Origin of the sequence: Pararhodobacter sp. (assembly GCF_034676545.1) — a bacterium.
Classification (GTDB): Bacteria; Pseudomonadota; Alphaproteobacteria; order Rhodobacterales; family Rhodobacteraceae; genus Pararhodobacter.
Genome location: NZ_JAUCBZ010000011.1, coordinates 81,186 through 103,016 on the forward strand (window position 1 = coordinate 81,186; position 21,831 = coordinate 103,016).

At 64.6% G+C, this 21,831-nt stretch carries 15 protein-coding genes; 8 read left to right on the plus strand and 7 right to left on the minus strand.

Annotated elements, in window-relative coordinates; all coding sequences use genetic code 11:
• The first annotated feature begins 423 nt into the window (after nucleotides 1-423).
• The 7 genes from VDQ28_RS02085 (at nucleotide 424) to VDQ28_RS02115 (ending at nucleotide 11,805) form a co-directional block, all read left to right on the plus strand.
• On the plus strand, nucleotides 424-927 hold the full coding sequence (locus VDQ28_RS02085) for a hypothetical protein (RefSeq protein ID WP_107325432.1): 504 nt from the start codon (nucleotides 424-426) through the stop codon (nucleotides 925-927).
• Between the two features lie 16 nt (nucleotides 928-943).
• Complete coding sequence (locus VDQ28_RS02090) at nucleotides 944-4,354, plus strand: hypothetical protein (protein WP_323034391.1); 3,411 nt, start codon at nucleotides 944-946, stop codon at nucleotides 4,352-4,354.
• Entirely contained in the window at nucleotides 4,351-4,689 is a 339-nt protein-coding gene (locus VDQ28_RS02095) for a hypothetical protein (RefSeq protein ID WP_323034392.1), read from the plus strand. Before VDQ28_RS02090 ends, VDQ28_RS02095 begins: the two co-directional genes overlap by 4 nt.
• Nucleotides 4,680-5,951: a hypothetical protein gene (locus VDQ28_RS02100; RefSeq protein WP_323034393.1), complete on the plus strand. Its 1,272-nt coding sequence runs from the start codon at nucleotides 4,680-4,682 to the stop codon at nucleotides 5,949-5,951. Before VDQ28_RS02095 ends, VDQ28_RS02100 begins: the two co-directional genes overlap by 10 nt.
• A gap of 28 nt (nucleotides 5,952-5,979) precedes the next feature.
• Nucleotides 5,980-8,559: a hypothetical protein gene (locus VDQ28_RS02105; RefSeq protein WP_323034394.1), complete on the plus strand. Its 2,580-nt coding sequence runs from the start codon at nucleotides 5,980-5,982 to the stop codon at nucleotides 8,557-8,559.
• A 127-nt stretch (nucleotides 8,560-8,686) separates the two neighbouring features.
• Nucleotides 8,687-9,484 carry a glucose 1-dehydrogenase gene (locus VDQ28_RS02110; protein WP_323034395.1) on the plus strand — a complete coding sequence of 266 codons (798 nt, stop codon included), beginning with the start codon at nucleotides 8,687-8,689 and terminating at the stop codon, nucleotides 9,482-9,484.
• Between the two features lie 944 nt (nucleotides 9,485-10,428).
• On the plus strand, nucleotides 10,429-11,805 hold the full coding sequence (locus VDQ28_RS02115; protein WP_323034396.1) for a hypothetical protein: 1,377 nt from the start codon (nucleotides 10,429-10,431) through the stop codon (nucleotides 11,803-11,805).
• Between the two features lie 245 nt (nucleotides 11,806-12,050).
• Here VDQ28_RS02115 and VDQ28_RS02120 read toward each other — a convergent pair whose 3' ends face one another.
• Complete coding sequence (locus VDQ28_RS02120; protein WP_323034397.1) at nucleotides 12,051-12,470, minus strand: hypothetical protein; 420 nt, start codon at nucleotides 12,468-12,470, stop codon at nucleotides 12,051-12,053.
• Between the two features lie 10 nt (nucleotides 12,471-12,480).
• A complete protein-coding gene (locus VDQ28_RS02125) occupies nucleotides 12,481-13,014 on the minus strand; it encodes a helix-turn-helix domain-containing protein (protein ID WP_323034398.1) in 534 nt (177 codons plus the stop codon).
• Between the two features lie 505 nt (nucleotides 13,015-13,519).
• Between VDQ28_RS02125 and VDQ28_RS02130 the strand changes: the two genes are divergently transcribed.
• Complete coding sequence (locus VDQ28_RS02130) at nucleotides 13,520-14,302, plus strand: hypothetical protein (protein WP_323034399.1); 783 nt, start codon at nucleotides 13,520-13,522, stop codon at nucleotides 14,300-14,302.
• A 245-nt stretch (nucleotides 14,303-14,547) separates the two neighbouring features.
• Here VDQ28_RS02130 and VDQ28_RS02135 read toward each other — a convergent pair whose 3' ends face one another.
• The 5 genes from VDQ28_RS02135 to VDQ28_RS02155 all read right to left on the minus strand — a co-directional run bounded on the left by VDQ28_RS02135 (nucleotide 14,548) and on the right by VDQ28_RS02155 (nucleotide 21,830).
• A complete protein-coding gene (locus VDQ28_RS02135; protein ID WP_323034400.1) occupies nucleotides 14,548-16,530 on the minus strand; it encodes a type IV secretory system conjugative DNA transfer family protein in 1,983 nt (660 codons plus the stop codon).
• Between the two features lie 2 nt (nucleotides 16,531-16,532).
• Nucleotides 16,533-18,743, minus strand: a complete 2,211-nt coding sequence (locus tag VDQ28_RS02140) for a hypothetical protein (protein WP_323034401.1) — start codon at nucleotides 18,741-18,743, stop codon at nucleotides 16,533-16,535.
• Nucleotides 18,744-18,808: 65 nt separating this feature from the next.
• A complete protein-coding gene (locus tag VDQ28_RS02145) occupies nucleotides 18,809-19,795 on the minus strand; it encodes an ATPase, T2SS/T4P/T4SS family (protein ID WP_323034402.1) in 987 nt (328 codons plus the stop codon).
• Complete coding sequence (locus VDQ28_RS02150; RefSeq protein ID WP_323034403.1) at nucleotides 19,795-21,117, minus strand: TrbI/VirB10 family protein; 1,323 nt, start codon at nucleotides 21,115-21,117, stop codon at nucleotides 19,795-19,797. The genes VDQ28_RS02145 and VDQ28_RS02150 overlap by 1 nt, the downstream gene beginning before the upstream one ends.
• Nucleotides 21,114-21,830: a TrbG/VirB9 family P-type conjugative transfer protein gene (locus VDQ28_RS02155; protein WP_323034404.1), complete on the minus strand. Its 717-nt coding sequence runs from the start codon at nucleotides 21,828-21,830 to the stop codon at nucleotides 21,114-21,116. The genes VDQ28_RS02150 and VDQ28_RS02155 overlap by 4 nt, the downstream gene beginning before the upstream one ends.
• Nucleotide 21,831: the final 1 nt, after the last annotated feature.

Sequence of the window (21,831 nt, forward strand, 5' to 3'; positions counted from 1 at the left end):
ACGCGCAGGTTTTTCAGACGTTCCTTGAAGCTTCCATTGGACGGCTCCGCCGTAACCACCGATCTCCGGGCCCAGTCTTCTGTCGAGGAGTCGCGGGCGGATTGATCCACGTCATTGCTAAATTCTTAGCATCTGCAAACATTCTCAAATCTCGGAGGACGGTCGGTGTGGACTTGGCAATCAAGATCGTCCCTGCCTCGGCCGATCGCGGGGTGTGATATGAGCGAGATAATCACGTTGAGTTGGCCCACGGGAAAAGGAGCTTCGGAGATCGCGTTGCGTACTGTCGTGGCGGCACTCTTCTGTCTATCAGCCAGTGTCTCAGGCACGGCTCCTCTCTGGACGGTCATGCTCGGGTTTGCGTCCGGCCTGGCGCTATACATCCTCTGGCCGAAAGCCCGGTTCCCTGCGGGGACAAGCACGATGCACCGCGGCAGCGCGGTCATCGGGCCGGACATCATCGGCGTCGGGCTGCTTGCCCTGTTCGTGGCGCTTCCGGTCTGGATCGGCCGGGCCGAAGGCGCCGAGGGGCTGCACGGTTCGGCGCTGCTGATCTGGCCACTTCTGCCTGCGCCACTGGCCCTGCTGTTCGTCGCGGCGTCAAACGCCTGTTTCGGGCTTTGGGTCGGTCCTGCCGGGCTGAGCATCAGCAGCCTGCGGAGAACCGAACGGATAGGCTGGGACGAGATCATCGGCTGGCGGCCCTGGCGGCGCGACCGGTTGAGGGTATTTCGTGCCGTGGCACCGTTCCTGCCGCCGGGTGCTGCCGGTGCGGTGCTGCTGGCGCGGGCCAGCACGGGGGTCGAGATCGTGCTACGGACCGGCCGCAGCCGGCGCCTTCCCCGGGAAGGGTTCGAAAACGGGCTTGCCCGTGTCCAGCGCGCACTGACCGAACGCGGCCTGCCAAGGCTGGAGCCGGCACATTGAGGAGACGCATCTGACGATGAAAGGTTTTCTGGCCATGACTCTTCTGCGGGCGTTCTGCCTGGCGGTCTTCCTTCCTGCGGCGGCTTGGGCGCAGGCGCTGCACACCTTGGGCGAAGCCGAGGCGCAGGTTCCCGCCGACTGGGCCGAGGCGGGCCGGCGGGGTGATCGCGAGGTCGATTTCACCGGTCCCGGCGGGGCTTATCTGATGGTCCGCTGGTGGTTCCCGGACGAGCCGCTGACTGGCCACGATGGAGAGCTGTCGGCCGAGACGCGCAGCTTTCCTGCCGGGCCCGCGCTGGTCAGGCAATCGCGCACCGGGCCGCTGGTGCAGGTTACCATCGCGTTCGAGAGACTGAACCGGAATGGTGAACGGCTGCTGCTGACGGTGGGAGGCAGCGATGCCGATCCGCAGGCGCTGGAGGCGCTGCTGCTGCCGATCGCCGAGTCGGTGCGATTTGCCGGCGACCCGGCCTCGGCCGCGACGGTCGTGCCGCAGGCTTCGCCGGGCACCGCGGCATCGGGCGGCCGGAACCATCACGCCGAAGGTGGGTTTTCGCTGGCCATTCCGGCGGGCTGGACCATCCATCCGGTCAGTCCTGACGAGGGGCATGGTCTGGTGGCGCTGTCGCCGGCGGGTGATGCGCTGCTGCATGTCGCGGTGTTCGATCTGGCGACGGCCGACACGGTGCTGCTGTGGTGGGACCGTTTTCTGGCCGAAACCGCAATCCCCACCGATATCCTCGGCGAAAGCCATGATCCCTTCGCCGGGATCGAGGGGGTGGCTGTCACGCTGGAGGCCGAGGTCTATCCCTTTGCCGGCATCACCCTGCCGTTCCGACGTGGCAATGCCTGGATCTTCACCGGCAGCGCGTCGGAGGGCAACGTGATGCTGGCTTCCCTGCACGCCGCCGACGCACCGCCCGCCTTGCGGCAGGAACTGGCGGACATGGCGGCGAGCTTTGCCTTCGGTCAGCCGGCGCCGACAGCAACAGCCGAAGCGCCCCCTCCCGCGCCCGCACCTGCCGCCCCCGCGGCGGCGCTGTCGGCGGCCGAGACGCTGGCGCTGGTGGCCAGCGGCTTCGAGGGCGGATGCACCGCGCGCGACGTGGCGGGCGATGCCTTTGCCGGTGCGCTGGCCGCGATGGCCCTTGCGCCGCAGGTGGTGGCGGGCTGCGCGGCTGGCACGATCGAAGCGGCCGTCGTCTCGCTGCCGCAGGACCCGCGCCAACCGCAAGCCGCGATGCTGTGGCTCCGAGCATTGACGGCGGCGGGTGGCAGGGACGTGGCGCTGGCCGACCCCGCGCGCCGCCTTCTGGTCCTGCTGCGTGCCGATGGCGCCGCCGGGTTCCGCATCGAGGTTGCGGATCTGGCCGCTACAGCGCCCGCCGCGCATGCTGCTGCCAAATCCACGGCCGAGCCCGCAGAGCCGCCGGGCCAGCTGTTCGCGGGCGTGGAATCCCCCGACTGGGCGCTGCATCTTGCGCGGCGCGGGCAGGCGGAGTGGACCCGGTTCGAGGGCGGGGCCTTTGTCGCCGAGGTGCCGGCCGGCCCGGATTTCCGCGTTACGGGCTTGCGCACCACGGCGCCGATAGTGCGGCTGCCTTCGGCATCGGACGGCTTTGCCACGCGGCTGTCGATCGACCTCGACACCGCGCGGCTGGACAACATCGTCATCGCGCTGGTTGAACCGGGGCTGGAAGACCAGCGTGACTGGCACGACCACGAAGTCTGGCTGGCGGTGGAACGGGACGGCGATGTCGTGCCCGAACTGGTGCTTGCGGTGCAGCAGAAGATGCAGGGCCGCATGCCGCTGCCCGACGCGACGGCGCTTGCCGGCCTGCAGATCGAGATGCGGCCCGACGGGCTGATCCTTGTCTCGAACGGTACCGGCGCGGTGCTGCTGGAGGGGCGGCTTGCCGCCCTGCCGGGCGATGGCCCCTTCCATCTGCAGATCTCGGCCACCGCGCCGTCGGGTGAGGTTACCGCACTGCTGGCCCTGCGCGGTGTGCGGATGGAGGATGTGGCGGTCGCCGCCGATGCCGACCCGGGCGCGCTGTTGGCCGATGCGCCCCAAGAGGTGGAGCTGTTCGACGGCCGCACCCCCGGCCCGCATTTCGCGCTGCACGGCCCCAAGGGCTCGGCCCCGCTGATCAGTGTTGGCGACGGCCTGCACGTTGACGCCGCGGGAGCAGCGCTGCAGGGCCTCGGGCTGTTTTCGCCTGAACCGGTCATCTGGCTTGACCGCTTCGGCCCCGGCGCCAGCGCCCGCCTGCGGCTGGAGTTCGACCCGGCTGCGACGCAGGGGGTGCAGGTGGCGCTGGCGGCGTCGATGTCCTACGCCGATCAGGAGCCGCACCGCCCGCGCGCCCTGCTGCACTGGCGCAAGGTGGGCGATGCGCATTACCTGACCCGCACCATCGACACGGCCGAACCGCTGCACGCGGTCGTGCCAGGCATCCCCGCCGTGGTTGATCTGGTGCTGACGCCCGAAGGGGTGCAGATCGTGGCCGAAGGCTTCCCCGACGACGTGCTGCCCTGGCCCGTGCTGCAATCGGGTGCCGGCCTGCGGCTTTATGTGCTGGCGATGGGCGACCATGACAGCCAGGCCGCGCAGATGGCCATGCGCCGGATTACCCTCTTGCGCATGCCCGCCGCACCCGCGGTTGCCGACGACCTGCCCCCCTCTGCCCTAGAGCCGCTTCCGGTGGTGCGCCTGTTCCCAGATCCCGCCGCCCCTTGGGAAGGCCACGGCGTCGCCGGCCTGACCTTCGAAGAGGCGGGGCAGTTCACCGCAGATGGCGCGGTGGTGGTCCTAGCGCCCGAGGGGTATCAGGGCGGCCGCGCCGGGGTGCTGTCGTCGGCCCCGGTGGCGGTGCTGGACCGTCGGCTTGACCGCACGGCCTATCGCCTTGACTTCGCCTTCGATCCTGCCGCCACGGATGGCGCATATGTCACCCTGTCGCAGACGCCCCAGCCAGACATGGACGACAGCGGCGAGATCTTCATCTCCCTCGTTCGGCAGGCGAAGGGGCGGCTGGCGGAGGACTGGCTCTTGCATGTGCAAGGCGGGTTCTACGCCACCTGGACCCGCCGCATCCCAGCGGCCAAGATGGCGGGCTGGGACGGGCGGCTGACCCTGCGCATCGACAGGGGGGCCGCGACCGTCTCGCTGCCTGGCATCACCGATCTTCACGCGCCCGATTTAATCGGGTTTCGCAAGGGCGTGTCGCTGTTCGCCACCGTCCAGTCGCGGTCCTTCGATCCTTATGGCGCCGCGAAGATGACGCTGCGGTCTGTGGACGGCGGCTGGATCACCCCGTCAGGCATGACGGCGCGGTCGCGGCTGCTGCTGATGGGCACCAGGGACTTCGATGCCGAAGAATATGTGCGGCTGTTGCGCGCCGAGCTTGAGGAGACCGTGCCATGACGACCCGTCCCCGCCTTGCCCTTGCGGCCCTGATCGCGCTGGCCCAGCCGGCGCTGGCGCAGACGGTGGCCGATCCGGCGAACATCTTCGGCCTGCCGGGCGGCGACGGCACCGCCGGCATCGAATCCGGCACGGCGGTTATCGACAACTCGGCCGCCGTGGCCGAACTTGTCCCGCTGCGCCAACGCTTTGCCGAGTTTCGCGCCGCGGGCTTTCCGCTGCCGGATGTGGCCGATCTTGATGCCTACAACCCCGAAACCCTGCTTCAGGCGGCGCGGCTGATCGAGGGGCAGGAAATCCCTGCACCGCAGCGGCCGACCTGTCGATGTTCCTGAACGCGCGCATCGCCGATACCAACCTGCGCGACAGCCTGGGCACGGTGGACCGCCCGCTGTGGATGACGACGAAGGTTCTGGCGACCATGACGCTGCCCGATCCCGTGGGGCTGGGCGGTGACTTTACCGACTGGCTGGCGGGCCTGAAGAACCGCTTCTCGCGTATTGGCCCGCTCTACAACGCCTGGCAGTCGGCCGAGATCGTCAAGGAACACTGGGGCGATACCATCGCGGTCAAGCACGGCAACTGGGCGCAGCAGGTCTATGACGAGGCCCGCCGCGAGGACTGGTCCGCCGAGGAGATCGGCACCGAGATCGTCAACCTGCAGGCCCAAAGCAACAGGATCCTGGCCGAGATCAACCGCGACACCACCGCCTTCGAGGCTGCCGTCAAGGCCGAGGAGGACCGCCACGCCGCCGCAGACGCCGAACAGGACGCCGCATATCAGGCCAAGCTGGCCGCCATCGCCGAGGACGAGGCCACCGGCGGCGAACGCAAGCGGCGCGAGCAATGGCTGCGCGAACATGCCGACAGCGGCGAGCCGAAACCCGGCATGGGCCGGATCATCGACCCGATGCCCGGGCCGGGCAGCGTGTTCGAGCCGACGCGCAATCCGTCCGAGATCAGCTATGAATGGGCGATCACCGAAACCGAACCGGGCGGCGCCTACTACCGCGAGGAGCGGGCGCGGGCGCTTCAGGAACTGCAACTGGCCCGCCTGGCCGAAAAGCTGCAATACGAGGCGACGCTGACCAAACTCGGCTTCGATTTCGACATGACGATGGAGGATCGGCTTGAAACACTCGCCGAGCTGCAGGTCGAGCGAGAGACGCTACACCGGATGAACCTGCCGATGGCGAACGGCAACTGCAAGGACATCGCCAAGCCGGGCAAAGTCAAGGAAAAGCTGCCCGAGATCGGGATGGAGACGCTGATCGCCCTGCCGCATGACGAACTGCTGAACGTGCTGAGCGTGCTGAAGATCCTGCCGCCGGACGACATGATGACCTGCATCTGCCAGCGCGCAGCCTATGGCCAGATGGGCACGACGCAGATCTACCACCCCGACACCTACGGCGAATACGACCCGCGCTATGAATGCAACAAGCCCGGCCCGCCCTGCATCGTCTCGGGCTATGGCTGCACGCGCAACCCGTTGCCGTCCGACCCCGCCATCTGGAAAGACTGCGCCATCGGCACCGACGTGGACGGCATGACCGTGCCGCAGGCGATCATCGAGCGATTGAACAACGGCGAATGACCGGCCGGCGCAGGAAAAGGATCCCATCATGACCACACAAGCAACCCGTCTTGCCTGCACCGCCGCGGTGGCTCTCGCGCTGTCGCTGGGCCTTGCCGCGCCCCTTGCGGCCCAATCGTCGACCGACACCGTCGCCATCGCCCGCAGCGAGGCGCCCGCGGGCTGGTCGGGGCAGATGTTCCGCGGCATCGCCTTCGCGCTGCCCCCCGGCTGGCAGGAAATGGGCCGCAGCGACGAGAACGTGATCTACTTCGGCGGCGATGTCGCCACCCGCACCGGTCCCGGCTTCGGCCTGATGCTGGAAGACGACCCGGACCAGACCTTTTCGGGCAGCACGATCGTCGAATTGGGGCAGGTGACGTTCGAGAACGGGCGGGTCTTCCGTCGCATTTCCTCTTCGGTCACCGAATCCGGCGTGGAGATGTGGGCCGAGATCCTGATCTCGAAGGTCCCGGTGTCCGGAGACGATCATCTGGTCATCGTGCAAAGCGCCTATGGCGACGCACTTGACCCGTATCGGTCGGTGCATGCCGGCATCCTCGCCTCGCTGGACCTGCCCGCGCCGGGGTCCGTGCTGCGCGAGCCGGTGCTGGGCGGTGCCTTTGTCGCCCCGGTCGAAGGCACATGGGACACGAAAAGCCACAGCGACGACGAGGTGCTGACCTACGAACAGCGCGACCTGGCCGGCGAGGTCACGCTTTACCGCTATGCCGCCGATCCGGCAACGGGCCATTTGAACAGGTGGTATCTGCCGTCGGATGTCGCGGGCCAGCCGGTCACGCTCATGGACCAGCCGGCGCTGCTTTACGAATGGACCCAGCGGTCGAACCGGTTCTCCGACGGCAGCGACGCCGATACCACCACCCGCATCTTCGTGTTCGAAACCTGCCTGCCGGGCCCCGATACGCTGGCCATCGGGTTCGAGGGGCTGCCCTCGTTTTACCGGTCGGAACAGGTGGCGCAGCTTGTGGACGCGATAGAACCGGCGCGCGGCGATGCCGCTTGCGGCGCGGCGAACCTGCCAGCCGGGGCCGTTGCCGGTTCCCCGGGAGCCCGCCCGGACGGGCTGGCGGGTTTCCAGGCCGTTGGTGTGCCGGCCCCCACCGCGCCGGCCGCAAAGGCCGAAGGGACGGCGCTGAATGGCATCCTGACCTACAGCGCCCGCGAGGGATGGATCGCCATGTCGGGCGAGGGCACGCTGACGCTGATGCACCCGGACGGGCGGGGGGTGGTCACGGTGGCGCGCGGCGCCGCGGTCCTGCCGCCAAACGGCCTCGCCGCGCTGGTGCCGCCCGGCCGCCTGCCCAGTTTCTTCGGCGACTATTACATGGAGTGGACCCAGTTCGGCTGGCCCTCGACTTCGGCCGAGTTCATGGACAACGGCCAGCCGGTCACCGGCTGGCACTTCCTGAACATCTCACGCAACTGCCTGCCGGGGCAAGAGCCGGTGGCGTTGTATTGGGCCGGGATCAACAGGTTCCTCAGCGGAGACACGCTGCGCGACTTGCTGATGGGCCTGCGGTTCAACTGGCCCGAGGGGATGGAGGAATGCGCCCTGAAGGATGCGGGAGTGGGCGCCGCCTTCTCTGGCCTGCCCGCAGAGCCCGCGCCCGAGCACTCGGCCGCGCCCGAACCCGCGCCCCAACCCCAGCCGCCCGTCGCCGCAGAGGCCGAACTGCTGCTGCCCCCGCCGCCGCCCCCGGTCATGCCCGTAGAGGAACCGGCCGAAGACCCGGACGCCTTCATCGAAGGCGAGGCCGGCTACACGCTTTACCGCAACGGGCGCTATGGCACCTTCATCGAATACCCCGCCAGCTACTTCCGCGCTGAGCCGCCGCCGGACAGCGGCGACGGCCGCACCTTCGTGTCGGCGGACGGCCAGTCGCAGTTCTATGTCTTCGCGCAGTACAACGCCCTTGGGCTGACACAGGACGAGATGATGCGCCAGGATATCGAACAGGGTGGCACCGACAGCGTGACCTACCGCAAGTCGGGCGAAGGCTGGTATGTGCTGTCGGGCTATGGCGATGGGGGCGTGATCTACTACCGCAAGGTCATCCTCGATCCCTCGGGCCTGGTTCAGGTGTTCGAGATCGCCTATCCGCCGTCCCTGAAGGAGGCGTTCGATCCGGTCGTAACCTACATGGCCAACAGTTTCGGCCCCGGAACCTCGACCGGCGACTGGACCCAAGGTGTCGATCCGGCCTGGGATGACGAGGTCACGAAAGAACCTGTTCGGGTGGACCGCCTGACGAGCCCCGCCCGCGGCACAGACTTGCGCAAGGCGCTGATGGCGGCCGCGCGCGGACCCATCGAGGCGGAAATCGGCCTAAGCATCGTCTTCGTCGCCTCGGTCCTGCGCACCGACGGGACCTGGGCCTATCTGCAGGCCGTCCCGCACAACCCCGACGGCAGCAGGATCAACTGGGCGAATACACCCTACGCCGCCGAGATGAAGAAGGGCGTCATGAGCGATACCGCCATGGTCCTGATGCGGAAGGTGCAGGGGGAATGGACCGTCGTCGACCACATCTTTGGGCCGACCGACGTCTACTGGCTGAACTGGGCCAATGCCTACGAACTGGACGAGGCGCTGTTCACGCCCTGAGGCCAGCGTCGCCAGACGCGGCCTTGCCGGCACATTACCTGTGCGCAGGGGCTGGTTCCCGGTCCTTGAACCTGACCGTTGCCGCCCCGAAATCGGCTTCTGGATACTGAAACGAAAGGAAATCGACATGGAAAGAGCGCCCCCCGGACCAGAGACGTTCCCCGTCATGAAGGGCAAGGTGGCGATCGTCACCGGTGCCGCAATGGGCATGGGCGAGGCGACGGCGCGACTGTTCGCCCGGGCGGGCGCCAAGGTCGTGCTGACCGACTTCAACGCCGAGGTGGGCGAGAAGGTTGCGCAATCGATCCTGGACGCCGGTGACGAAGCTGCCTTTGTCCGCACCGACGTGTCGATCTCCGACGAGGTGAAGCAGACGGTGGCCTTTGCCGTCGAACGCTTCGGGCGCCTTGACGCTGCGGTGAACAATGCCGCGCTGAGGCCCGACAACGCTCCAGCCGCCGAATTCGACGAGGCTTACTGGGACCGGCTGATGTCGGTTGACCTCAAGGGCACTGCACTGTGCATGAAGCACGAACTGGCACAGATGGTGGCGCAGGGCGGCGGCGGGTCGATCATCAACATCTCGTCGGTCTCGGGCTTCCGCCCGCAGCCCAACACGATGGCATATGTCGCCGCCAAGCACGGCGTGAACGGCCTGACCAAGAACGCGGCGATGGAATACGGCCGCCACAACATCCGCGTGAACGCCATCGCGCCGGGTGCCATCGACACGCCGATGCTCAAGGCCTTGCTTGACGAGATGGGGCTGGACCGGGGTGAGTTCGCGAAAAAGCTCAGTGTGCTGGAGCGTTTCGGCCAGCCCGAGGAAGTGGCGCAGGGCAGCCTGTGGCTGGCGTCCGACGCGTCGTCCTTCGTGACCGGCACGGTGCTGTTCGTTGACGGGGGATACACTGGCGCGATGTGACCGCCAATGGCAGACCTACGGCACGCCGCAGGGCAGATTGGATTTCCCGCCGTGCCCGCAGGGCTATCTTGGGAGGCCATATTGCGCCACGAGCCACCGGGCGAAGGCTGGAGAAGGTCGGCTTTCAGACCCGTCCCCTCCAGCAGCCGGTGCTTGTGGAGGGGAGGCACCATGGTTCCTCAAAAGCTGCCGTGACATCCTTCGTGGCGACCGTCCGCTAAGGGCCGGGCCCGGCACTGCTGGATGCCACTGGCCCAGCCGGTGCTCCGCCAAGGAATTCAATCGAGCCACGGAAGGCGAAGTTGTGTAGGCCCCCAGATCCAGCCGCTCTCGATCCAGAATTTACCTCCGTTCTTCGGCCCCCAGATCCAGTTACTGTCTATCCAGTACTTTCCGCTATTCTTTGGCCCCCAAATCCACCCGTCTTGTATCCAAAATTTACCCGACATTTCCGGACCGTAAATGAATCCATTCTCGATCCAAAATTTGCCGCTATGCCCCACGCTTCTATCTCCTCCGTCAATGGAGTAGCATCATAATGCGCCCGCGCGGGTCTGAGAAGAGCTTCAGCTTCAACGCGATGCCGCGTCCCTCGCTGACTGGCCGCTTCGGGGAACGCGGCGGTGCGGCAGTCTGCGAGGTCGAAGATCCGGTAAGGGCCGGATTGGCTGAACGGGGTGGCACAACCTCCATCATACCCCCTCGGATCGCGCTTGCAGCCTTTCACCTCCTGGTGAGGCAAATGCACGTTGGCGGCACGCGAGCACGATACAAGTATCGTACCACTGCTTCGCAGCATTTCCCCTGAATAGCCGTCACACGAAACGTCCGCGCGGAGGTTTGCCCGCAAGTCGACGGACAAGAAATTCGAGTTAATCATCGTGGATCTGGCCTCGGTGCGTTATGCTGGAGCCGTCCGACATGAATGATTTGGAGCACACTCGGTGCCTACAGAGCAAACGCTACGCGAGCATTTCTTTTACGTTGCTGTAGCCCGGTTCGTTTTCCTGCACCCGCAACATGGCGTCGTTTCCGTGCGGGATCCGATCAGACTTGCAGACGCAGAGCAACTTGGCCTTTCCCCGCTGTTGATCTACGGCCTCAGCGTAGCAGGCCTTCCCCTGCGTTGGATGACCTTTTCAACAGTTGTTGAGCCCAGGCCCATCTTGTCCGTGCTGCAGGAGGCATGGTCGCAGGCTGACGGCCTGCGCGGCCTGCCGGACACGCTGCGGGTCAACCGCCATCTCGCCGCCGCCTGCCCCGATTTGACCTCAAGCCTGGCAAAGATCGGCGTGAATCTCAGGATTACCAATGCCGCGGATAAGACCCATCCGGCTGCATTGCGATCAGCGCAGGACGCCGCCCGCTGGTTGCTGGACCGCAGCAGTGGCAAATCCGCTGATAGAGACCCGGTGCTGGCGCTCAATGAAAATGCTGCGCATGACCATCGTTACGACAGTCAGGGCGGCGCGCTCACCACAGCCCCCGCAAAAACACGGCCGCAGATTGAAGAGTGGCTTGCGCTCCCGGTTCAGGAAGCCGGGTTGCTCCCCTTGGAAAAGATGGACTGGACACCCGGGCCATGGCTCTTTCCCCAAGAGACCTCAATACCACCGAAGCAACCGCGGTACTTTCACCCCGACGGCTTCGGCGGGAGGGTTTGGCTGCTTACCGGTCAAGGGGATGACGTCGACCAGACGGAGGTTGACGATGATCCGATCAGCGACGGTCTTGAAGAAGTTGCTGCGCTGGCTCGCAACCTCGTTGAGTGCTGGCCAAACCCTCCCGCCGAAATCGCAAGCGAAGTCGGGATCACGCTTCGACAACTCCAGTGGTTCCTCTCGGGCCGGGCTGATCTTTCTAGCAGCCAGCGCTACCGCCTCGAAGAGCTTCTCGGCATAGGCATGGATGAGCGCTCAGGCTACCTAACCGCACGTGGCCCCTATGTGCTGATCGCGCGCAAGCCCCAGGCACTGGAGGCCGTCTATACCGAGATTTCTCACGGGGGTGACGCAAACCCCTGGGAGCTGCTTCCCAGCACTGGTGCAGCCGATCCAAGCTGGCGATATATCCTGATCAATACCTATGGGGCCCCACCCAGCTTCGTCATGGTTCCCAGGGGCGATCGGATTGCGGATCGGCTCGAGGATCTGATCCTCAACTTCGCCGGCCCCCTCTCCGTCGCCCGACCATTCTACCAAGAGGTCGTCACAACCTGCGCTCGCGCTTGCCGCAACCCTAAAGCGAACGTTACGTCGATGACCGAGTTCGTGCTGCGCTACCAGCGGCACTGGACAGATTGTGCCTGGCAGCCGGTGTAGCGGAGCGGTCGACCGACATGACTGCGAACTTCCCCTTAGGCCTGCGTACGCACCACAATCCTTGACTCTCTGCGCCCAACCACTATCTTTGCCATGTGCCATAAAGAGCATCTTGGGCCGGGTTAGCTTGGATATCGCCCCGCCCATTTGGATGATGGTTCTGCCAGGAGAGCCATTTGCAGGACACGTAAGGGTGGCGTCCGATCCCTTGAGCTAAGGACGCGCTGCTACTGCGAGCACATCGATCAACGCACGGTTCCCACACGGGTACCGTGCGTTTTCGTTCCTGAAAAGGCGGTAATCACCGACCAATGCGCTTCTTCACCACGCGGCGTACGGTGCTCAACAATAGCCGTCCCCGTCCGCGAGCGGACAGCCATAACCCTCAAAGACCGCCAGCTGTGATCCCCAAAGAACACAGGAGTGCCCTCGCGGACTATGGTCGCCACATACCCCGCCACGTTTCCGAACTCGGCAAACCCGGCCGCGATCATCTCGCGCTCGTGTTCAGCCCAGATATGCGCGGCACCGAAGCCACGGTTGGGACCGGTGTGCCGACCGTGGAAGAGGCGGATCTCGCCGGCCGGCAGGATGATGCCCGGCGCGCGCATCTCCAGCAGCCGCCCGAAAGCGATGGCACCCGAAGGATGCAGGATCGGAGTCATCGACACGGTCTCAGCCCTCGGTCTTTGCAGCTGCCGTGCGCTGCCTGGCGGCGGCGGCTCGGGCGTTTGCGCGTGCATTCGGGCGCTCGGTCATCTGCCGCGCGGCCTCACGCTCAGCCCGCTCATCGTCGAAATCCGGAGCAAGCTTCTGCAACTTCTCGACCAACCCGTCGAGGTGATAGATGTTGGAGCCAAAATCCCCTGCCGCGGTCGTCTGCTGCTCACGCCGCAGAAACCCCTGCGCCTCGAGGTCGCGAATGTGCTTCTGCAAGGTCGTCTCGGACATCTGCAGACGCTCCAGCAGATTCCGCTTCGACGGGAAGGGTGGCTTTGCCGGGTCCATCCAGTAACTCAGCAGCTGAACCAGAATGTTGAACTGGGCCGTGTTCAACCCAAGACGCTTCTGGCCCCGAACGAGGATGTTCGGAACTCCGGTAAAACCATGGCTCATCACGGCGGGGCCGAAGATCCTTTCGGTCGAGGACTTCTGACGCCTTGCCTGGCCAGCTTCTGCCTTTTGTGGCGGTGTCTTCTTCTGGGGCATGGCTCGCGCCTCCTTTCGGCATTGGATCTACGAGCCACGTTTCCCTGGAACAAGGCGCTCCAAAGGGTTGGCGGTGTGCAGTTTCTACGCCCACCTGTATTCCGGTATCCCGGTGACTGCTGCTTCCCGTTGACTGGATGACGGTACTTAGCTGTCCAGCTTCTTGGGTCAGGTGGACCGAGATCTACACCTACCCGTGGGGGCAAATATTTGCCATCGCGAAACGCCCGTGAATCCCGGAAATCTTCCGGATCCTCTCGCCAGAATAGCGCCGCTTATCGGCAAGCGCCACACCGGTAGCCCGCGCGCGTTCGTCGAATGTGCGAACCCGCAGCTCCATCAAAGATGGTGTTGCAACGAGCACGACTCACCACTACGTTCAGCTTCCAAGGGTGAATCCCGTAGCTGTCGCCGGCTGAAACCTTCATCTCCTGATACTGCAACTGACCTCGATCTCTCACTCGATGGTCGTGTCTAACCGGCGATCACGGCCCTGGAGATGAGCATGATCGACGCCACCATTCCGTTTCACCTGTCCGCAGCCGACTTGCCTACACTGAAAAAGGCAGAGGCACTGCATCTGCCAGATATTGCTCCCAGCCTCCGCCCTGAGTTCGTTGCGCGCGCGTTTGGCTTTCGAACAGCCACCGGTTTCCGGAAAACGCTCGAAGTGGTTCCTGATCGCGAGCATGAAATCAGTCTCTCCTTCCAGTCGGCGGCGGACTTCACCCGTGCTCGTGGTCTCACCGTGACGGCTCGGCGCGTCTATGATATTCTCGCTACGACCGTGATGGTGAAGGAAGCATCACGGGATCCCGAGATCAACGACATGGGTTACGGCAACAGATATCTGTGGCCGGAAAACCGACACATCCGCGACGAACTGGCTGCTGTGCCCGTCCATATGCAGGGCGGTGTCCGGTCGGCAATCTGGCGCAAGCGGATCAGCGAGTCTCGTGCCAAGGTAACGGACATCGCGAAACGTGACAGCCTCCTTCATGCGCTAGCCTATGCGTCCTGCCTGGAGAAGATCAAGACGACGCAAGAAAAAGGTGCCTACTTCCTGAAGCACCGAGCCGAAGAAACGCCCTTCCGGCTCTTCGGAGACGTGGTGATTGGACACAATTACGTATCAAATACGGATATGATCATCGCCATGCTGCATCTCGGCTTCCAGATGGATGGTCGGCACCGGATGGAGGAAAGGCTCCACCCACGGTTCAACTATTCCATGAAGTCGGTCAACTCTATGAAGCCGTACTCCGTCCGTTACAAAGACGCAGCTTAAGCTGATTCTGCACCAGCCACACCGGGAAGCGGTGATCGCTGTGATTAGCGCCTGCAACATTGGATGGTGAGCGCTTAGCGTTCACCATCCAAGCCGTGGACATCAACCATTTAACGTCCGCGCCCTGCCTGCCGTGACATATGTCTACGCTTCCTGTTCGATCGAGACAGAACTGAACCGGCAACCGCTTTCGTCTTTTCCGAGTAACGATCACTGCGCAGAAGGGCCCGTTCCGCCAGAGGTCTTCAAACCTCCATGCCTGTGAGCTTCTGAGAAAACTTGCTCATCTTGGCAACTGCGATCGAGACGGATGGCTTCAGGGCATCGAGATCAACCTCGGGCGAGGCGACCGCTTTTCCTTCGGCCTGCACTTCGGCATCGGTTTCTGCCCGCGCCGCCTTCGCTGACTTTTCCTGCCGCGACACAACCTCGGCTGCCAATTTCGGCTCAGGCTCCACCGGGGTGTCCGGCTTCGCCTTCTCAGGTCGCACAAAATCGACCACTATCCTTTCGGCCAATCGGCGCTCCAGCGCTTCCATCCGCGCGGTCAGCACCTGAACTGCGGCAGCTTCCTTGGGCGGATAGGGCAAGGGCCCGGACTGCGCCTCAAATAGCGCCTTGAAGGTCGGGTCCTGGAAATACACGATCCGATGGACGAGGAGCGGGTTTTGCCGTTCCGGGATGAGGACGGCCTGATCCGGGTTCAGCCGCCGGACTTCGTCGGGGGTCAGGAGGGGACGCTCCTCCATTCGCCGGCTGACCGAGCGTCGCTGCATGAAGTCCCGATCCCGGGAAACACTGTCCGACACCGAGAGCTTCGTCGTCTTCCCCAACGCATCCGAAATCTCCCCCGCCGTCTTTTTGTCGTTGGCCGCGAGGTAGAGCTTCATGCCGGCAGCGGACTCGAGGGACATCCGGACGTTTTCGCCATAGATGTTGTCGAGGCCGGGGATCGACTGGGTGATGATCGACACTCGCGCGCCGTGACCGGCGAGCTGCTTCAGTGCCTGCTCGACGATGGGCATCGGCCCAAGCTGGTCGAATTCATCCAGCATGACCATGACGGGCCAGGGTTCGGATTTTGGGTCGGGGAGGGTGGAACGCATCGTGGCGATGAGCTCGCCGAAAAACAGACGAACGAGCGGCGACAGGGTGCGGATGTCATCGGCGTTGACGACGACATAGATCGACATCGGGTGCTTGCGGAGATCCGTGAAGGAGAAGTCGTTGCCGGAGGTGGCGCGATCTACCGCCGGGTTGTTCCAGAGCGTCATGCCCGCGCCGCCCAAGACCGAGGCATGAGAGGACAAGGTCCGGTCGGAGTAGCCTGCAAACTTGCGGAAAGTCTGGGCAGCGTTGGGGTGCTTCACCTCCTCGGCATGCTCGCCGTAAACCTCCTGGGTAGCGCCCCGGCCAAAGAGGATGCGGCTGATCTCGCCGATGGTGGGCTTGCCCCGTTCAATGGCCAGAAGGCCAGCAGCCACGAACAGCTCGCGCCCTTCGGTCAGGAAGTCGCCCGCCGTCCCCTTGTCCGAAACTGTCAGGAAGTAGTCCGAGATCTTGGCGAGTTCCGTGTAGCGCTGTTCCAAGTTTTCAATGCGGGCAACGCGTTCGAGCGGGTTGTAGCGATGGGTCGGATGTTCAAAATCGAATGGTGAGAAGCGATAGACCGCATCGCCCTCCGCTTGCCGGTGCCGAGACGTTGCTTCGAAAATCTCCCCCTTCACGTCGAGGACGACGATGCTGCCATTGAAGAGGAGGGTGTTCGGGATGACATAGCCCACGCCCTTGCCGGCGCGGGTGGGCGCGACAACCAGACAATGCGGGAACTTCTGGAACGTGGCGCTGACGTAAGGCGCGCGCTTTGAAGGTGCCCCGAGCTTGCCGAAGACCATGCCGGCGCCCAAGGGCTGCAAGAGACCATTCGCCTTCATTTCAGGGCGGGCCTGGAACTTGGCCTGACCATAGCCTGTGAGCTGCTGGCGGAAGGTCAGGGCGACGGCGGCAATCGTGAAGAGAACGGTCGAGGCACCGACGATCTGCCAGGGCAGAACCCAAGGCACGGACGACAACCGCGCGAAACCCGGGAATTCTTCGATCAGGACGAAGATGCCGGTCGCGTTCGGATCGCGGCCCAAGATCAGGTTCAGAGCGAGGCCGCCGGCAATGAGGCCCACGAGGAGCCCGGCCGACAGACCGAGCGGGAGCAACAGCGCGATACGGTGCATGGTCAGAATTCCCGGTCCTTGGCATGTGTCCGGTCATGAACAGGCGCGCGCGCATGTTCCGGCGGCTTGTTCGCGGCCTCGGCAGCCATCCGGCGCTCTGCAGCTTCGACCTCATGGGCGCTGAGGCCGAGGGAAGGGTGTTCCTTTGCCGCGGAAACAACGGCCGCTGCCATAGCCTGGCGGGCGCTCGCGTCGGGAACATCCTTGGCCAAGGCATCGGTGCGCCCGGCGGCCATGTCTTTCAGGACGGAAGCGCCATAACGCTCCTTCATCTCCTCAGTGAAATCCCGTGCTTGCGTCTCATTGCGGAAGACGACGGAGCCTTGCTGGGCATGGAGTTTCGCCATCTTGTCCAGGGCCTCGACCATGGGATCACGGGCTCGCGACAGATCGACGCCGCGAGCGGACTGGATCATCTCAGCGGCGCGTTCGTAGAAGCGATCCAGGCGTTCGGCGGCCGCGCTGCGGCCTTGCGGGTTGTCGAGGTCATAGCCATGACGCTTGGCGACGTCGCTGAGATCGGATTTCACCCAGGCTTCTTCTTGGCGGGCGTTGGCGGCACCAGTTTCGAGACGCTTGCCAAGTTTTTCGGCGTCGATGCCTGCGAGGCCGGCGTTGAGGGCCAGACTTGCCTGCAGATTGCCGGCACCGCCGGTTTGAAGTGCCGTTTCTTCGCCTGCTATCGACAACGTCGTTGGGTTGATCGCCGTGCTGTAGAGTGTCGAACGTGGAGGGGCCTCGCGCCCGGCCTGATCTCTGTCGAGACCAAAGGCTGCCGCGGCTTCCTTGGCGATACCCAGCATTTCGGATCGCAGCTCTTCCTGTTGCTCGGACGGCAGTCGGTCGATCCGGGCATCCGACTGCGCCACCCAGGCGGAGATCGTCCGCGCGGGATCAGCCGTGAAGTCGCTGTGCAACCTTTCGTCTTCGACATGGGCCGTGAGAACCGGGCTCTCGGCCAAATGCTTGGCCAAGGTCTCACTCAGGGGCCCTTCATCCGGGAACTTGGCCAACACCTCAACACTCCCATCGCGGCCATAGGAGGTGACGGCCAGGAGTTCATCGGGCAGAAAGCCTCTCGAACCTTCGCCGTCGACAAACCGGCCGGTGCCAAGGGTGGCTTCGGCATCGGCGATATGCTCGGCCACGACCTGCCGAAACGCGGTATCGGCGACCAGACGTTCGGCAAGATCGCGACTCGCTTCCGTGTCTCGGCCAAGGGTCAGGACGAGTTGGGCCTCTTCGCCCGCGTAGATCGCGGTTTCCGGGCGGGGGAGTTCCGGCTGTTCGCGATGCTCCAATACGAGGCCCGAGGGCACGCGGTCCGCATCATCGTCCGTGTCATGCTCCATCGCCGCGGCCCGGCTGATGGCAATCTCGAGCCCCTCTTCGCCGCCTTCGTAGAAATCCCAGGCGTGGCGCAGGGCATCGCGGCTGGTCGCAAAGGCCCGGTCCGAAAAGCTGATCTCCGTCTCTCCTTCCGGCACCCTTGCCTCAAAGCCTGCATGTAGACCCCTGTCGGTTGCGACAGTCACTGGGCGCAATTCAACATTCCGGTCAGTGGTCACCCAATCTCCGGTCGCAACCACTTGCGGCTTCTCCGCCGTGATCACCTGACCAACCTGCGCTTCCGCTTCCACCACCCCTTCCCGCGCCTTCACTGCCGCCTGCAAAATGGGTCCCGGTGCAGGTTCCTCCGTCCGATCTGACCAAAGGCTTGCTGCCTTCTCGGGTTCGCGGCGTGCGTAGGCCTCGAGGTCATCTTTCAGCACGGCATCCAGCCGCTCGACAACGGTTTCACCGTCCCGACCGGCTTGGACCCTCTCAAGACGCTCGGAGATCGAAGCCTCCATCGCCGCCAGGAACCCGGCCCGGAATTCCGCATCCGGGGCATGCGAGTCCGGCAGCGATTTGAAATACCGCGTTTCGCCGCCTTCGTGTGTCCCATGGAGTTCCGTGCGGGCCATGGTCCGGGCGGTGTTGCCGTCGACATGGGTCACCGAAGGCCGCTCAACCGGATCGGCCCGGAAGAAGGCCTCGCCGGCAAGACGCGGGTCTTCGAACTCCTGTGAAGACCCGGAGAAGGTCAAGCGGACGGAGAAGTATTCCTTCTTCCGCTCCGCGGCCCCAATGGTTGCACCTGCTTCGGGTTCTTGGGTCGCGGCGCGAACTGCGGACTCTTTCAGATGCTGGGCGTCAATGTCCTGATCCATGAATGCAACCTTTCAGCCCGCTGGCCGATCAAAAGTGGAATGGGAGGGGCGAAGACCGCAGCCCGTCAGTCCTCGAGCCCGGGGAAATACATCTCCATGATCCCGCGGCGGTCGCCTTGGCGGCCCATCTGCAAGATCACGTCGATCGAGGTCTCGAGGTACCGGATGACCTCGGCGAAGCTGAGTTTGGTTCCCTGCGCCATGACGAGAAGCGCCAGCCGGTCCATTGCTTTCCTCGCCGAATGGGCGTGGAGCGTCGTGAACGAACCCGAGTGCCCGGTATTGATCGCATCGAGAAACGTCGCGGCCTCCGCCCCGCGCAGTTCGCCGAGGATGATCCGGTCGGGCCGAAGCCGTAAGGTCGCCTGCAACAGTTTGTCTGCGGAGCGGGGCGAGGCCTCGTCGCGCTGCGCGATGAGGCTCACCGTATTGGGCTGGCCCGGCAAGAGTTCTAGGGAATCCTCGATTGTGATGATGCGCTCGTCTGACGCAACCATCTCCAGAAGCTTGCGGCCAAGCTCGGTCTTGCCTGTCGAGGTGCCGCCCGAGACGATGACGTTCAGCCGTTCTGTGACGAGACGCCCGAGGAAGGCATCGACATCCGCCCCCTCCGACCCGGCGCGGATTTCCGCGATCATGACCCGCCGCTCTTCTTCCAGGGATTTTTCTTGGCCCCGCAAGAAGCTGAAGGATCGCGGCGCGCGCTTTTGGGCGCCCTGCCGGGACCGGAACACCCGGATGCCAATGACCGTGCCGCCGGAGACGGCGGGCGTGCCAACCACCTGACAGCGCAGCATCAGATCTCGGTAGCGCACCGCCGCCGACACGAGGGGTGCGGCTTCCGTGAAGGTGTTCGCGGTTGAATTGGCGATCTGGGCGGCGAGATCGCGCACCGAACGCGCGGGTAGGGGCGGAAGCCCGCTCGGGCCCATGTGAATTTGCCCCGACCGTTCCACCCAGATCGTGCCATCAGCATTGATCGCAAGCTCCATGACGGCCGGGTCAGAGAGTGCCGCGTCGAGCTGCCCGAGATAGGTATCGAGGTAGCTCATCAGTAGAACTCGATGTCGGCATCGACCCGGACCATGACGACAGCCCCCTGATTGACGCTGATCGTCGGCGGAATGCGGAGGTAATCGGCCATGACATCATTCACGGCTTCGCCAAGGTCATTGCCGACATTCTCGGCGGTGTCGGATGCCACCTCGTCGCCCTCGTACCGGGCAGCCGCGATCGCAGGGACGGCCCCGATCACCGAGATCAGGGCGGCGGTGCCGAAGCGCTGCAGGAAGTGGTTGCGCACCTTGCCGGGCAGGCCGGAGCGCCCGATCCGGTCCGTGCCGTAAGCCGCGATTTCCACGGATTGGCCATCCGTCGTCACGATCCGGTCCCAGGCAATCAGCACCCGGCGCTGACCGGCATCGACCTCGGAATCGTAGCGGCCGAAGAGGCGGGAGCCGCGTGGGATGAGGACGCGGGACATATCGAAGGACCAGACATCGTGGCTGACGATGGCAGCGACATTGCCGGAAAGATCGGTGCTGACGGCGGTCTCGAGCGAGGCCTCGATCAGGGTGCCCTGCATCACGGTATAGGCTGGGTTGGCGATCACCTCCGCCTGACGGACCTCGGCCGATTTGGCGCCCGCGCGTCGGAAGGCCTCATCGCCCGTGACAGCGGCCCCTCCACCTCCGGGACCGGCCGCCGGGGCTGCGCCACCCGACTCCCCGCCCATATCCATGGAAGAGCGCATCGCGACCATGTCGGAATGGATCTGGGCTTCCTTCAGCATCTCGGCTTCCTGGCGCTTGCGCGCCAGTTCCTCTTCGCGGGCTCGTGCCGCTTCGGCCTCCGCGTCACCCTCGACGAGCGCCTTGGTCTCAAGTTCGGTCTGGAGACGGATGTTCTCGCGTTCGAGGTCAGAGAGGGCGGCCTCCCGCGCCTTGGCTTCGGCATCGAGGGCAGCCACTTGTGCTTTCAGGTCCGCGAGCGCCGCCTCATCGGTGACGGTTACGGGATTGGCTTTCAGATCGGCGATCTGGGCATTCAGCGCCTCGATCTCGGCCTTGAGCCGATCCGCTTCGGAAGTATCCGGGACGGCCGGGACGATCTGCGGCTTTTCCTTCGTGATTGAAAAACCGTCGGCACCTTGCGCTCCTTGGAAGTCACTGACCGAAGCGGTTTCGAGCGCGGGTGCCGGGGCAGGGGCATCCGGTGCGGCGAGGACAAGCCAGGCCCCAACGCCGACGCCCGCCACGGCGGTCACCACTGAGAGGGCGTAAGGGTTCACGCCGCGTCGGCGTTTTGGGAGCTCGGAGGGTTTCATACGAGCCATGCGCGCGGCGAGTTTTCCGTCCAGATCCTCTTCGCTCATTGGCCGATCCCCGCTTCCGCGGTCACGCAGACATACTCATCGCCGTAGCGCAGGACCCAGCGTTCGGAGCGGGTGCTGACGGTGATCGTGGTGCCGCGCACGGCGGAGTTGACCGAATATTCCTGCCCCTTGGCATCGGCCCGGAAGATCGTCGGCATTGGGGCACCGGGCGGGATGACGAAGGTGGTCTTCCGCCCATCATCCGAGATCGACACCGGCGCGAAGTCGGGGAGCCGCTTGCCCTTTTTCATGACCTTGTAGGTCATCGGCAGGGCCGCCGGGATCTCGGTTCCGGCCGAGGTGCCGCGGGAGTTGCCCGGCACGGTGAACTTCACCGAATAGTTCGGACTGCCCTTGGCGCTTTCCGTCACTTGCAGGAAATAGATGTTCTTCTGGGTCTCGACCGTCAGGTTGGTCGTGGCACCCGCTACCACCGGCTTGATGATGAAGAGGTTAGACCGCTCGAGCTTGTCGATCTTGAAGCTTTCGAGATCGCCGATGGCGATGGACTGGATCTTCTCGCCGTCGCCCAGCTCGACAAGGGTCACGGTCCGGAGCCGCGTGGTGATCCGGTAGACCTGACCCTCCTGATAGGTGGCATAGGTTACCCGGGCATCATGGCTGCCTGATTTCGGGGCGGTCTCGGCAAAGGCGGGCAGGGCCGCGAGGCTGGCCACAAGACCCGCCGTGAGGAATGTGAAGCGTCGGGTCATG